Genomic DNA, 13,038 nt, shown 5'->3' with positions numbered 1-13,038 from the left:
CGTCCCGTGCCGCCCGGTGCCGCTCAGACCGGCAGGGCCTCGATGACGCTCGCGCCCCCGGGCAGCTCGACCTGCCGCTCGAAGCGGAGCCCCGCCTTGCCCAGCAGCTCGGTGTACTCGGACGTGCTGCGCTCCAGGCCCTCGCCGAACAGGGCGAGCATCCGCATGTCCACGTCCTTGCTGATGTGCGGCCTGTCGTCGTCCGGGATGACCAGCTCCACCAGCAGCACCCGCCCGTCGGCGGCCATCGCCTCCCTGACGTTGCCCAGGATCCGCACCGCGTCCTCGTCGGACCAGTTGTGGATCACACTGCTCAGCAGGTAGGCGTCCGCCCCGGAGGGCACCGAGGCGAAGAAGTCGCCGGCGACGCATTCGCAGCGGTCTTCAAGACCCGCCGCGGCGAAGAGCTCCCGCGCGCCCGGGACCACGGCCTCCTGGTCGAACAGCACGCCGCGCACGTTTGAATGCGCCTTCAGCACGGCGGCGAGCAGGTGCCCCTTGCCCCCGGCCACGTCGACCAGGGTGCGCACGCCGGAGAAGTCGTACCGGGAGGCCACGGCGTCGGCGAACGGCCGGGACCGGGCCACCATGTAGTCGTCGAACAGCCGCCCGGCGGCCGGGTTGTCCCGCAGGTAGCCGTAGAGCGGGCCGTAGCGCCCGGCGAACGCCGACCGCCCCTCGCGCACGGTCCGCGGGAGCATGCCCATGCCGTACCAGAAGCCCTCCTCGGCGATCATCCGTACGGCGGGCCGCATCGAGTCGGGCACGTCGCTGCGGAGCGCGGCGCCCGCCTCGGTCAGCCCGTACACGCCGGGTCCCTCCACCGCGACGACGCCCATGGAGGCGAGCTGGCGCAGCACTCGGCCGAGCGCGGACGGGTCCGCGCCGCAGCGGGCGGCCAGCTCACCGGTGCTCAGCGGCCCCTCCGCGAGGTGGTCGGCGCAGCCGAGCTCGGCCATCACGGCCAGCGCGGCGAACCGGGAGACCCCGCCGATCGCGTCCCAGATCGGGGCCTGGGGGTCGTTCATTGACAGTCCTCTCTGTGTTCGGACGGCCCGCCGCCTCAGGAGGCCGGGGCCGCCTGGTTCCGCATGCCGCGCACCAGGCGGCCGACCTCGGCGCGCAGGTGCACGAAGTCGGGGTGCTCGCGGGTGGTGATCTGGTCGCGGGGACCGGGCAGGTCGACCCGCAGGTCCCCGACGATCGTGGCGGGGGCCTTGGACAGGACCACGACCCGGTCGCCCACGTAGACGCTCTCGTCGATGTCGTGGGTGATGAGCAGGATGGTCATGTTGTGGTGGCTGCGCACGCGCAGGGTCAGGTCCTCCAGGTCCTCGCGGGTCTGCGCGTCGACCGAGCCGAAGGGCTCGTCCATCAGCAGCAGGGCGGGCCGGTAGGCCAGGGCGCGGGCGATGGAGACGCGCTGCTGCATGCCTCCGGAGAGCTGCCACGGATACTTGGCGGCGGCCCCGTCGAGGCCGACCTGCTCCAGCGCCTCCATGGCCGCCTGCCTGCGCTGCTTCTTGTCCATGTCCTTGCGGCGCAGCGGCAGGGAGACGTTGTCGGCCACGGACATCCAGGGGAACAGGGAGCGGCTGTAGTCCTGGAAGACCACGGCCAGGTCGTCCGGGGTGCGCTCGACGGGGGAGCCGTTCAGCACCACCCTCCCGCCGGTCGGCCGGAGCAGCCCGGCGATGGAGCGCAGCAGGGTGGACTTGCCGCACCCCGAGGGGCCGACGATGCACACCAGCTCGCCCTCGGCGACCTTCAGGTCGATGCCGCCGAGAGCGTGGTGGGCACCCGGCCCGGTGCCGTAGGTGTGGGTCAGGTTCGAGATCTCAAGCACGGCGGGTCCTCAGATTGTCTGCTTGGCGGCCCGGTGCCAGGACAGCAGGCGCCGCTCGACCAGCAGGAAGGCCGAGTTGAACGCGTATCCCAGGACACCCAGGACCACGATGGTCCCCCACACGCCGGGCAGGTCGAAAGACCTCTGGGCGTCGAGGAGCTGGAAGCCGATCCCGTTGGTGCTGCCCACCAGTTCGGAGATGACCATCAGGATCAGCGCCAGGGAGAGGCTGAGCCGCAGGCCCGCGAAGATCTTGGGCAGTGCGGCGGGCAGGATGATCCGCACCAGCCGCTGCCCCCGGGACATCCCGAAGACCTGGGCGGTCTCCAGGTGCAGCCGGTCGACGTGGCGGGCTCCGTCGCCGGAGTTGAGCAGGATCGGCCAGACGATGCCGAAGGCGATCGTGGCGACCTGCATCTGCGTGCCGGCGGCGAACAGGGCGAGGAAGAAGGGCAGCAGGGCGGGGGGCGGGATGGCCCTGCCGAACTCGATGATCGGCTCCACGAAGCGGGAGAGCAGCGCGGAGCGGCCCAGCACGAGACCGAGGGAGATGCCGACCGCGGCGGCGAGCAGCCACCCGGCGAAGATCCGGCCGATGCTGGTCGGGATGTTGTCCAGGGCCGCGTCGGTGAGCCAGAGCCGCTCGGCCGGGCCGGAGAACCACATCTCGTGCATGCGGGCCGCGATCTCGGTGGGCGGGGGGAAGAAGTTGTCGTCCGCGGCGCGGGTGACGGCCTCCCACGCCACCAGCGCCACGGGGATCGTCCAGAGGCGGCCGAGCGCGCGCAGGAACCGTTTCACCGGGCGCCCTCCGTCCGGGCGAGGTGCCAGTGGAACAGCCGCCGCTCCACCAGCGTGAACAGCAGGTTGGACAGCACGCCGATCGCCCCCGCCCAGATGGTGGCGGCGACGATGTACTCCAGGGCGTCCGGGCTGCTGCCGGCCTCGATGATGAACGTGCCGATGCCGCTGGCGCCGCCCGCGAGCAGCTCGGCGCTGACCGCCAGGATGAGCGCGACCGCGGCGGCCAGCCGTACGCCGGTGGCGATGAACGGCGCGGTGCTGGGCAGCGAGACCCGCCACAGCACGGCCAGCGGCCCGAAGCCGAAGCTGCGCAGCGTCTCCTTGGCCACCGGGTCCACGTCCTTGAGGCCGTACATCGTGTTGATCAGGACCGGCCACGAGGCGGCGTAGACGATCACCGCGATCTTCATCTCGAACCTGTCGGAGAACAGCAGCAGGGCCAGCGGGATCAGCGCGACGGAGGGGATGGGGCGGAGGAACTCCAGGATGGGGCGGAGCGCCGCCTCCACGCGGGGCAGGGTGCCGAGCGCGAAGCCCGCGGGCACGGCGACCAGCACGGTGAGCAGCAGGCCGGCGGCCCAGGCGCCCAGCGTCGAGGCGACGTCGGCGAGGAACTCCCCGTCCGCCGCGAGCGCCGCCGCGCGGCCGGCGATCGTGGAGGCCAGGGGGAAGACGACGGGGTCGATGAGCCCGGTCCGCCCGGCGAGTTCCGCGACGCAGAACAGCCCTGCGACGCCGGCGGCGCCGCAGAGCAGTCTGCTGTCGAGCAGGGAGCGTCCCCTCATCAGCCGGCGGTGGCCGGGAGGAGGGACTTGGCCTCGATCGGGCTCTTCAGGTAGCCCTGCTCCACCATCAGGTCGGCCACCCGCTGCAGGCGGGTCTCGTCGAGGCTGGTGGGGAAGGCGCCGAGCGTGATGACGGCGGCGGTGGCGGCGTCGATCTTGGTGTAGGTCGGCAGGATCTCCTCCACGGCCTTGCGGTCGGAGGCGGCGATCTGCTGGGCCTTGCCGACCGCGCGCTGGAAGGCGGCGACGGTCTTGGGGTTCTCGTTGGCGAACTCCTCGGTCACGATGACGCCCGCGATGGCGAAGTCCGCGGTGGGGCCGGTCATCGTGTCGGCCAGCTTCCGGGCGCCGAGCTTCGTCGCCGCGGCGGTCAGGTGCGGCTCGGTCATCCAGGCCGCGTCGACGACGCCCTGCTCCAGCTTGCCCCCCATGTCGGGGAAGGGGAACTCCATGAACTGCACGTCGTCGGCGGTGAGGCCGTGGGTCTTCAGGACCGAGGTGACCGCCAGGGTGCCGATGTTCTTGAGGCTGTTGACCGCGATCTTCTTGCCCTTGAGGTCGGCCGGGGTCTTGATCGGCGAGTCCTTCGGGACCATGAGGTTGAAGGAGTCCGGCGTCGACTGGTACAGGTCGGAGATGATCTTCATCTTGTTGCCGGCCGCGGTGGCGAGGAAGGCCGAGACGTAGTTGGTCTGCGTCGCGTCCAGCGTGCCGCCGATCAGGCTCTGCTGCGCCTGGGCGCCGCCCTGGATGGTCTCGATCTTCACGGTGAGGCCCTCCTCGGCGAAGAAGCCCCGCTTGTTGGCGATGTAGAGGGCGGCGGAGTCCGGGATGGGCAGCGCGCCGATGGTGAGCTGCGTCTTCTCCAGCCCGCCTGCGCCGCCGGTCGCGGCGGCGGTGGTCTCCGAGTCCGAGCCGCCGCAGGCGGTGAGGGCGAGCATGGCGGCGAACCCCGCGACGAGGGCCCTGCTCGCGAGTCCGAACCTCATTGAGGTCTCCTTAACTGCGTTGATCCGCCTGGCGGGACTCGCCTGGATCGGGCGACGTTGGAGAGGGTCCCGTGAGGCAGGTGATCAAGGGGGATGTCGATCGCGGATCAGAGTAGCGGAGAGGAATGACCAAATAACAAATATCGGTCCATAAGGGCAAACAGGACATAAATGTGCTTTTTGACGCTCCGTGTGACGGTCGCCGAGGTTTGTCGTGGGTTACGGGGAGCGACCACAGAAAGGAGACTTTCACCTTTTTGTCGGACTTTCTGTGACGGAGCGGAGAGATCTAGACGGAGAGTTACTGTCCGATTGTGGGGACACTGTGCCTGTTACTGGTAACTCGTAACTTATGCACCGTTGGCCGAACTCATCCGGCTGTGCTCCAATAACTGCTACCCCATGGATGCGTCGGCGTCACATGCCCACCAATCGCCCGTGACGCGATCCCCCCTCTAAGCAGACGATCCGAGGAGAGGCAGCGGAGGCCAGTGAGGACAGCGTCAATCCCCAGCGAACGCGAATCGAGGCCTGCCGCAGCCTCGCTCTCCGACGCTCAGGGGGCACCGCCGCAGGGCGAACGGGCCGCGGGCCCCGACGCCGGCGCGAGAAGAGCCGGCAGGCTGGCCCTGCGCAACTGGCGCGTGCGGTCGCGGCTGATCGCGCTCATCGCCATCCCGACCATGGCCGCCCTCGTCCTGGGCGGTCTGCGGACGGTCTCCTCGCTCGGCACGGCCGCCGAGTACGAGCGGGTGCGCACCGCCGCCGAACTCGCCGCCGACCTCAGCGCGCTGGCGCACGAGCTGGAGGAGGAGCGCGACCTGTCCGCGCGCTTCGTGGCGCAGGGCCGCCCCTCCGCCGGCCTGGCCAGGCTGGAGGAGCAGCACGAGGCCGTCGACCGGCTGGCCGGCGCGGTCGGCGACCGCATCGACCTCATCCTCGGCGGCGACCAGGCCGAGGACTTCGGCGACCGGGGCAGGACCGAGCTCACCCAGATCCGCAACCGCGTCGACGAGCTCAAGAGCATGCGGGCCACCGCCGCCGAGACGCAGCTGCCCGCCCTGCCCACCGTCGACATGTACTCCCAGACGATGGACAACCTGCTGGCCCTGCACGACGAGATCGTCCAGGGTGTCGCGGACCAGACCCTGACCGGCGGCGCGAACGCGTTCGCCGCGCTGGCCAGGGCCAAGGAGAAGGCGTCCAGGGAGCGGGCGATCCTCGCCGTCGCCCTCGCCGAGCGCACGTTCACCGCCGAGGGCCTCGACGCCTTCCTCGCCGCCCGCGCCCAGCGCGACAGCGAGCTCGCCGCCTTCCTGAGCGAGGCGACCGTCGCCCAGCGCCAGCTGTTCGACGACACCGTCAGCAGCCAGAAGAAGGACCGCGCGGAGTCCATGCGGCTGCGCGCCCTGGTCCTGGCCAACCAGGGAGCCCCGCTCCTGCGCGTGGACGTCTCCCGGGCCAGGGGCGGCGACCAGACCACCTGGTTCGACGCCGCCACCGACGTCGTCGAGCGCATGCGCGAGGTCGAGAAGGAGATCGCCGACGCGGTCATCGCGCGGAGCCGGTCCCTGCAGGAGACGGAGCAGCGCGGCGCGCTGATCGCGGCCGGGCTCACCGTCCTGCTCCTGCTGGCGGTGCTCGCCGTCACCGCGGTCATGGCCCGCTCGCTGGTCAAGCCGCTGCGCAGGCTGCGCACCGAGGCGCTGTCCATCGCCGGCGAGCGCCTGCCGGAGACCGTGCAGAGCATGCGCGAGCGGGGCGAGGTCACCTCCGTGGAGGTCCGGCCGATCGGCGTCGTCTCCTCCGACGAGATCGGCGAGGTGGCCCGGGCCTTCGACGAGGTCCACCGCGAGGCCGTACGGCTGGCGGGCGAGGAGGCGACGCTGCGCAGCAACGTCAACGCGATGTTCGTCAACCTCTCCCGCCGCAGCCAGACCCTGGTGGAGCGCCAGCTGGCGCTCATCGAGAGCCTGGAGCAGGGCGAGCAGGACGAGGCCCGCCTCGGCAGCCTGTTCCGGCTGGACCACCTGGCCACCCGCATGCGCCGCAACTCCGAGAACCTCCTGGTCCTCGCCGGCCAGGAGCCCGCGCGCCGGTGGAGCCAGCCGGTCCCGCTGATCGACGTGGTGCGCGCCTCGCTGTCGGAGGTCGAGAACTACGAGCGGGTGGAGCTGCGGATCTCCGGCGGCGTCTCCGTGGCCGGCACCTCGGTCAACGACGTCGTCCACCTCATCGCCGAGCTCGTCGAGAACGCGATCTCCTTCTCCCCGCGGGAGACGAAGGTCATCGTCTCGAGCAACCGCATCGACGGCGGCGGAGTGATGGTCTCGGTCACCGACATGGGCATCGGCATGACCGGTGAGGAGCTCGCGCAGGCGAACCACCGGCTGGCCAACCCGCCGGTGGTGGACGTGTCCGTCTCCCGCCGGATGGGCCTGTTCGTGGTCGGCCGCCTGGCGCTGCGCCACGGCATCCGGGTGCAGCTCCGGCAGCAGGACAGCGGCGGCCTGACCGCGATGGTGCTCCTGCCCGAGAGCCTGCTCACCACCGTCGGCACCCCCGCGATGCCGGGCATGTCCGCCTCGTACAGCGGGGACTGGGGCGGGCAGGCGCCCTCCGTGCCGTCCCTGCCCTCGATGGACGCGCCGCCGGTGCTGACCAGCCCGGTCGCGCTGGACGCCTCCCGGCCCGCCTTCGCCTCCTTCGAGGCCGCCCAGCAGGCGTTCAACTCCTTCGACGCGGGAGCGTCGCGGTTCAACTCCTTCGACGCCTCGCACTCCTCCTTCGCCAGCGGGCACTTCGGCCGGGCGCCGGTCGACACCCCCTGGCCCGGGCAGGTGCCGGCGCCCGACCCGGGCCCGTCCTGGCCGAGCGTCTCCGCCGACGAGCCCGGCCCCTGGTCGGGCGTCCCCGCGCACGGGGACGCCGGCGGGTGGCCGCAGCCGCAGCGGGAGCCGGCCGCGGGGGCGCGCCCCCGCGGCGGACCCGGCGCCGAGGCCGACAGCACGGGCCCGCTACCGGTGGTGCGCGAGCCCTCCCCGATGGAGGAGGCGCGGGAGGAGTTCCTGCCGATCTTCGCGGCGGTGGAGTCCGACTGGTTCAGGAAGGCCGAGCCGGTCAAGCCGGCCTCCCCGCCGCCCGCCTCGGAGCCCGGCGAGGACCTGCAGGAGACCGCCTCGATCCGGCCGCCCGAGGACACCTGGTCCTCACCGGCGGACGCCGGCTGGCAGGCGGCCCGGGCGGCGAGCGAGCCGACGCTCGGCGGGCTCACCGGCGCGGGCCTGCCCAAGCGGGTCCCCAAGGCCAACCTGGTGCCCGGCTCGGCCCCGTCCGCGTCCGCGGCGCCGGCCGCCCCGCAGGCCCCCGCCCCGCGCCCGTCCGTCTCCCCGGAGGCGGTGCGCAACCGGCTGGCCAGCTTCCAGCAGGGAGTGCGGCAGGGCCGGGCGGTGACCAGGGGAGAGGCGACCGAGGCGGACACGTATCCCCGCTTCGGCGGCGACGCCGAAGGAAGCAAGGAGGAGCGGTGAGCGAGCTCATCACGATCGCTGAGGAGGACCACCGGTGCGCGAACTGAGCCAGGCCGCTCGGGGGGTCAACTGGCTGATCACCGACTTCGTGAACAACGTCCCCGGCGTTGCGCACGCGGTCGTGGTGTCGGCGGACGGCCTGCCGTTGGCGTTCTCGGACGGGTTCCCCCGGGACCGGGCGGACCAGCTGGCCGCGGTCGCGGCCGGGCTGCTCAGCCTGACCCAGGGGGCGTCCCGGGTCTTCGAGGGCGGCGCGGTCACCCAGACCGTGGTGGAGATGCAGCGCGGGCTGCTCCTCCTCATGTCGATCAGCGACGGCTCCTGCCTGGCCGTACTGGCCTCCCCCGAGTGCGACATGGGCCTGGTGGCCTACCAGATGACCCTGCTCGTCGAGCGGGCCGGACAGGTGCTGACGCCCGCCGTGCGGGCCGAACTCCAGGCCTCCCACCCCCGGTGACGACCCACGAGGGCGCGCCGGAGCGAACTTCCCCTTCCGGAGCCCGAAGGAGCCCGCGAATGAGAGACGAGGGAAGAGAACGGTCGGCAGCATCCGTGCCGCGGCGCGTCGGCGCCGCGGCGGACACCGCGCGAGGAGGACGCCGTGGCAGGGCACGGCTGGCCAGGTGAGGGCGACCCGCTAGGCGGGCCGCCCTACCAGTCGATGGACGACGTCCGCATGCAGCAGGGTGTCCCGCCGCACCACGCGCCGCAGGGGATGCCCGGGCACCCGGGGACTCCCGCGCCGCACCACATGCCGCCCGGCGCGCCCGGGCACCAGGCGCCGCAGGGGATGCCCCCGCACCACCTGCAGCCGCCGCCGGCGGAGCAGAGCTCCCTGGTCCGCCCCTACGCCGTGACCGGGGGGCGCACCGCCCCCCGGACGCAGCTCGCCATGGAGGCCCTGGTCTCCTCGGCGACGTCGACTCATCATGATCTATCCACCCGCACTCCGGAGTATCAGGCGATCAGCGCCCTGTGCCGGCAAGTGCGTTCGGTCGCTGAGATCTCCGCGATGCTCCGCATCCCCCTGGGGGTCACCCGGATCCTGGTCGCCGACATGGCGGCGGAGGGTCTGGTCCAGCTGCACCAGCCGCAGCTGAACGCGGGCAAGCCGGATCTCAACCTCCTGGAAAGGGTGCTCAGTGGACTTCGCAGGCTCTAGCCGAGGCAGCGGCCTCACCTCGACCAAGATCGTCGTCGCCGGCGGCTTCGGCGTCGGCAAGACGACGTTCGTGGGCGCGGTGTCGGAGATCCTCCCGCTGACCACGGAGGCGGTGATGACCGACGCCAGCGCCGGCATCGACGACGTCGGGCTCACCCCCAACAAGACCACGACCACCGTGGCGATGGACTTCGGCCGGGTCTCCCTGGACCGGGACCTGATCCTGTACCTGTTCGGCACGCCCGGGCAGCACCGGTTCTGGTTCATGTGGGACGACCTGGTCCGCGGCGCCATCGGGGCGGTCGTGCTGGTCGACACCCGCCGCCTGGCCGACAGCTTCCCCGCCATCGACTACTTCGAGGAGGCCAAGCTCCCCTTCGTGGTCGCGCTCAACGGCTGGGACGGGCAGTACCCGCACGGCGAGGAGGAGGTGCGCGAGGCGCTGACGCTCGCTCCGGACATCCCGATCTCGCGGACCGACGCGCGCTCGCGCGACGCGGTGAAGGCCACCCTCATCACGCTGGTCGAGCACGCCCTGACCATGCGGATGGCGGTCCCCGGCTGGGGCCGCTAGGGGGAAGGGCGGCGCGGCGCCCCCCTCCGCCGCGGGCGCCCGGTGGCCTCTCACCGGGCGCCGGGGCGGCCGCCAGCGGATAGGCTGGGAGGTCGAGTCGCAGACCTGTAGCGCAGAGGCTGGCCAATCACGTGTTCGAGACGCTTTCCGACCGGCTCACATCGGTCTTCTCCTCCCTCCGATCCAAGGGTCGGCTCTCCGACGCCGACATCGACGCCACGTGTCGCGAGATCCGCATCGCGTTGCTCGAGGCGGACGTCGCCCTGCCCGTGGTCAAGACGTTCGTCGCCCAGGTCAAGGAGCGCGCCCGCGGCGCCGAGGTCTCCCAGGCGCTGAACCCCGCCCAGCAGGTCGTCAAGATCGTCAACGACGAGCTGATCGAGGTCCTCGGCGGCGAGACGCGCCGGCTCCGCTTCGCGAAGAACCCGCCGACCGTCATCATGCTCGCCGGCCTCCAGGGCGCGGGCAAGACCACCCTGGCGGGCAAGCTCGCGCGCTGGCTGCGGGAGCAGAACCACACCCCGCTGCTGGTCGCCGCCGACCTCCAGCGCCCCAACGCGGTCCAGCAGCTGTCGGTCGTGGCCGAGCGGGCGGGCGTGGCGGTCTACGCCCCCGAGCCCGGCAACGGCGTCGGCGACCCGGTCGCCGTGGCGCGGCAGTCGATCGACCACGCCCGGCGGCAGCAGCACGACATCGTCATCATCGACACCGCGGGCCGGCTCGGCATCGACCAGGAGATGATGAAGCAGGCCGCGGACATCCGCGACGCGGTCTCGCCGGACGAGGTCCTGTTCGTCGTCGACGCCATGATCGGCCAGGACGCGGTCTCCACCGCCCAGGCCTTCATGGACGGCGTCGGCTTCGACGGGGTCGTGCTCACCAAGCTCGACGGCGACGCGCGGGGCGGCGCCGCGCTCTCGGTCCGGCACATCACCGGCAAGCCGATCATGTTCGCGTCCACCGGCGAGAAGCTCGAGGACTTCGACGCCTTCCACCCGGACCGGATGGCCTCCCGCATCCTCGACATGGGTGACATCCTCACCCTGATCGAGCAGGCGCAGAAGACCTTCGACGAGCAGGAAGCCGCCCGGATGGCGGGCAAGCTCACCTCGGGCGAGGGCTTCACCCTGGAGGACTTCCTCGAGCAGATGATGATGGTCCGCAGGATGGGCCCCATCAAGAACCTGCTCGGCATGATGCCCGGCATGGGGCAGATGCGCGACCAGCTCAACCAGGTCGACGACCGCGACCTGGACCGCATCGCCGCGATCATCCGCTCGATGACCCCGGCCGAGCGGCAGGACCCGAAGATCATCAAGGGGTCGCGCCGCGAGCGCATCGCCCGGGGATCCGGCGTCACGGTGACCGAGGTGAACAACCTGGTCGTCCGCTTCTTCGAGGCCCAGAAGATGATGAAGCGCATGGCCGGCGGCATGGGCATCCCGGGCATGCCGGGCGGGCGCAAGGCCGCCAAGGCGGCGCAGAAGAAGGCCGCCAAGGGCCGCCGGGTGAGCGGCGACCCGCGCAAGGCCGCGCTCGGCAAGGGCGGGGCGGGCAAGACCGGGGCGGGCGCGGCGCCCGGCACGGGCGCCCTCGGCAACCTCGGCGCGGGCCAGCTCCCGCCGGGCCTGGAGCTCCCGCCGGGCTTCGACCCCTCGAAGTTCAAGTTCCCGGGGCAGTGATGAGCGGCGACGACGACGGCAGGTTCTTCGAGCGCGCCCGCTGGATCTGGGCGGTCATCATCGTGGGCTTCATCGCCGTCGCGGTGCTGGAGCTGCTGGGCGTGCGGCCCAGGTGACCCGCGGCGCGGGCGCCCGCACGGCGGCGCCCGCACCGGGACTTGCCCGTTTCCGTACGCGGAGGACGGCGCGAGTTGGCCGGGCACCCCCATATGTCTGGCACAATTGCATGTTGGAACATCGTGGCCACGCGGGCGCCCTCTAACCCCCGCCGGTCGCGCCTGTCCCTGTAGCGGCCGGCTCCTCGCGCCCCACTCGATGAGACGCCGCTCACCCACGCTCTAATGCAGGAGAGACCACACCAGTGGCAGTCAAGATCAAGCTCAAGCGGCTCGGCATGATCCGCAACGCGCAGTACCGTGTCGTCGTCGCCGACAGCCGCACCAAGCGTGACGGTCGGGCGATCGAGGAGATCGGTCTGTACCACCCGAAGGAGAACCCTTCGCGCATCGAGATCGACGCCGAGCGGGCGGCCTACTGGCTGGGTGTCGGCGCGCAGCCGACCGAGCCGGTGCTGAAGCTCCTCAAGATCACCGGTGACTGGCAGAAGTTCAAGGGCGAGCCCGCCCCGGCGCCGAAGCTGGTCGCCGAGCCCAAGCCGGACCGCCACGCCGCCTACGAGGCCGCCGCCAAGGAGGCGCTGTCCCTCGAGGCCGCCACCACGCCGAAGAAGCAGGCCAAGAAGGCCCCCAAGGCCGACGAGGCCGCCGAGGCCCCGACCGCCGCCGAGGAGAAGCCGGAAGGCGAGGCCTGAGATGCTCGAGGAGGCCCTCGAGCACCTGGTGAAGGGCATCGTCGAGCATCCCGGCGACATCCAGGTTCGCGCCCGCCGCATCCGCAGCGGACGTGTGCTTGAGGTCCGGGTCCACCCTGAGGACCTGGGCAAGGTCATCGGCAGGGGCGGCCGTACGGCGAAGGCGCTGCGCACCGTCGTGAACGCCCTCGGCGACGGCAAGTACATCCGGGTCGACCTGCTCGACCTGGACGAACCCCGCTAGGCCCCGGCCGACGCGAGATCCATCGAGCGAACGGGCCACCCACCGGTGTGGGTGGCCCGTCTGCTTTCTTTCGACACGACATCCAGGAGGCGGCGTGCAGCTCGTCGTAGGCCGGATCGGCCGCCCGCACGGACTCCGCGGCGAGGTGACCGTGGAGGTGCGCACCGACGACCCGGAGGGGCGGTTCGCCCCCGGGTCGCGGCTCTCCACCGACCCCGCGTCCGCCGGCCCGCTCGTCGTCGCCTCCCGGCGCTGGCACTCCGGGATCCTGCTGGTCGGATTCGAGGGCGTGGACGACCGCGAGGGGGCCGAGGCGCTCCGCGGCACCATGCTGGTCCTCGACTCGGCGGACATCCCCCCGCCTGCGGACCCGGACGAGTTCCACGACCACCAGCTCATCGGGCTGACCGTCGTCACCCCCGACGGGGAGCGGGCGGGCGAGGTGGCCGACGTGCTCCACCACGGCCAGGACCTGCTGGTCGTACGGCGCGGCGACGCGGAGGTCTACGTGCCGTTCGTCAAGGCGCTCGTCCCGGAGGTCGACCTGGAGGCGGGGACGCTGCTGGTGGACGCGCCGCCGGGCCTGCTGGACCCCGACCAGATGGTCTGAC

At 71.9% G+C, this 13,038-nt stretch carries 13 protein-coding genes; 8 read left to right on the top strand and 5 right to left on the bottom strand.

Going from position 1 to position 13,038, the window contains the following annotated elements; all coding sequences use genetic code 11:
• Window positions 1–23: 23 nt before the first annotated feature.
• The 5 genes from ABD823_RS01370 to ABD823_RS01350 are packed head-to-tail and all read right to left on the bottom strand — an operon-like array spanning window position 24 to window position 4,424.
• The gene (locus ABD823_RS01370; RefSeq protein ID WP_344854966.1) at window positions 24–1,028 is read right to left on the bottom strand and encodes a methyltransferase; all 1,005 of its coding nucleotides are present in this window, start codon (window positions 1,026–1,028) and stop codon (window positions 24–26) included.
• Between the two features lie 35 nt (window positions 1,029–1,063).
• The gene (locus tag ABD823_RS01365) at window positions 1,064–1,846 is read right to left on the bottom strand and encodes an ABC transporter ATP-binding protein (RefSeq protein ID WP_344854964.1); all 783 of its coding nucleotides are present in this window, start codon (window positions 1,844–1,846) and stop codon (window positions 1,064–1,066) included.
• Between the two features lie 9 nt (window positions 1,847–1,855).
• Entirely contained in the window at window positions 1,856–2,647 is a 792-nt protein-coding gene (locus ABD823_RS01360; protein WP_344854962.1) for an ABC transporter permease, read from the bottom strand.
• Window positions 2,644–3,435 carry an ABC transporter permease gene (locus ABD823_RS01355; RefSeq protein ID WP_344854960.1) on the bottom strand — a complete coding sequence of 264 codons (792 nt, stop codon included), beginning with the start codon at window positions 3,433–3,435 and terminating at the stop codon, window positions 2,644–2,646. The genes ABD823_RS01360 and ABD823_RS01355 overlap by 4 nt, the downstream gene beginning before the upstream one ends.
• Entirely contained in the window at window positions 3,435–4,424 is a 990-nt protein-coding gene (locus tag ABD823_RS01350; protein WP_344854958.1) for an ABC transporter substrate-binding protein, read from the bottom strand. Before ABD823_RS01350 ends, ABD823_RS01355 begins: the two co-directional genes overlap by 1 nt.
• 491 nt (window positions 4,425–4,915) lie before the next feature.
• Here ABD823_RS01350 and ABD823_RS01345 point away from each other — a divergent pair, with 491 nt between their 5' ends.
• The 8 genes from ABD823_RS01345 to rimM all read left to right on the top strand — a co-directional run bounded on the left by ABD823_RS01345 (window position 4,916) and on the right by rimM (window position 13,037).
• Window positions 4,916–7,954, top strand: coding sequence for a sensor histidine kinase (locus ABD823_RS01345; RefSeq protein WP_344854956.1), 3,039 nt, complete (start codon window positions 4,916–4,918; stop codon window positions 7,952–7,954).
• Between the two features lie 34 nt (window positions 7,955–7,988).
• The gene (locus ABD823_RS01340) at window positions 7,989–8,411 is read left to right on the top strand and encodes a roadblock/LC7 domain-containing protein (protein WP_425566551.1); all 423 of its coding nucleotides are present in this window, start codon (window positions 7,989–7,991) and stop codon (window positions 8,409–8,411) included.
• Window positions 8,412–8,744: 333 nt separating this feature from the next.
• Window positions 8,745–9,116, top strand: a complete 372-nt coding sequence (locus tag ABD823_RS01335) for a DUF742 domain-containing protein (protein ID WP_344855269.1) — start codon at window positions 8,745–8,747, stop codon at window positions 9,114–9,116.
• Complete coding sequence (locus ABD823_RS01330) at window positions 9,097–9,690, top strand: GTP-binding protein (RefSeq protein ID WP_344854954.1); 594 nt, start codon at window positions 9,097–9,099, stop codon at window positions 9,688–9,690. Before ABD823_RS01335 ends, ABD823_RS01330 begins: the two co-directional genes overlap by 20 nt.
• A gap of 131 nt (window positions 9,691–9,821) precedes the next feature.
• Window positions 9,822–11,372: a signal recognition particle protein gene (gene ffh / locus ABD823_RS01325; RefSeq protein ID WP_344854952.1), complete on the top strand. Its 1,551-nt coding sequence runs from the start codon at window positions 9,822–9,824 to the stop codon at window positions 11,370–11,372.
• A gap of 361 nt (window positions 11,373–11,733) precedes the next feature.
• The gene (rpsP, locus tag ABD823_RS01320; RefSeq protein ID WP_344854950.1) at window positions 11,734–12,183 is read left to right on the top strand and encodes a 30S ribosomal protein S16; all 450 of its coding nucleotides are present in this window, start codon (window positions 11,734–11,736) and stop codon (window positions 12,181–12,183) included.
• Between the two features lies 1 nt (window position 12,184).
• Complete coding sequence (locus tag ABD823_RS01315) at window positions 12,185–12,427, top strand: RNA-binding protein (protein WP_344854948.1); 243 nt, start codon at window positions 12,185–12,187, stop codon at window positions 12,425–12,427.
• Between the two features lie 94 nt (window positions 12,428–12,521).
• Window positions 12,522–13,037, top strand: a complete 516-nt coding sequence (gene rimM / locus ABD823_RS01310) for a ribosome maturation factor RimM (protein ID WP_344854946.1) — start codon at window positions 12,522–12,524, stop codon at window positions 13,035–13,037.
• Window position 13,038 lies beyond the last annotated feature (1 nt).

The organism is Planomonospora alba (assembly GCF_039534085.1).
GTDB lineage: Bacteria > Actinomycetota > Actinomycetes > Streptosporangiales > Streptosporangiaceae > Planomonospora_B > Planomonospora_B alba.
This window is presented reverse-complemented; position numbering and strand designations above follow the sequence as displayed.

Bases quoted from the DNA above. Each gene is read 5' to 3' on its own strand.
- ABD823_RS01370 (WP_344854966.1), bottom strand. From the start codon at position 1,028: ATGAACGACCCCCAGGCCCCGATCTGGGACGCGATCGGCGGGGTCTCC.
- ABD823_RS01355 (WP_344854960.1), bottom strand. From the start codon at position 3,435: ATGAGGGGACGCTCCCTGCTCGACAGCAGACTGCTCTGCGGCGCCGCC.
- ABD823_RS01350 (WP_344854958.1), bottom strand. From the start codon at position 4,424: ATGAGGTTCGGACTCGCGAGCAGGGCCCTCGTCGCGGGGTTCGCCGCC.
- ABD823_RS01335 (WP_344855269.1), top strand. From the start codon at position 8,745: ATGCCCCCGCACCACCTGCAGCCGCCGCCGGCGGAGCAGAGCTCCCTG.
- ABD823_RS01315 (WP_344854948.1), top strand. From the start codon at position 12,185: ATGCTCGAGGAGGCCCTCGAGCACCTGGTGAAGGGCATCGTCGAGCAT.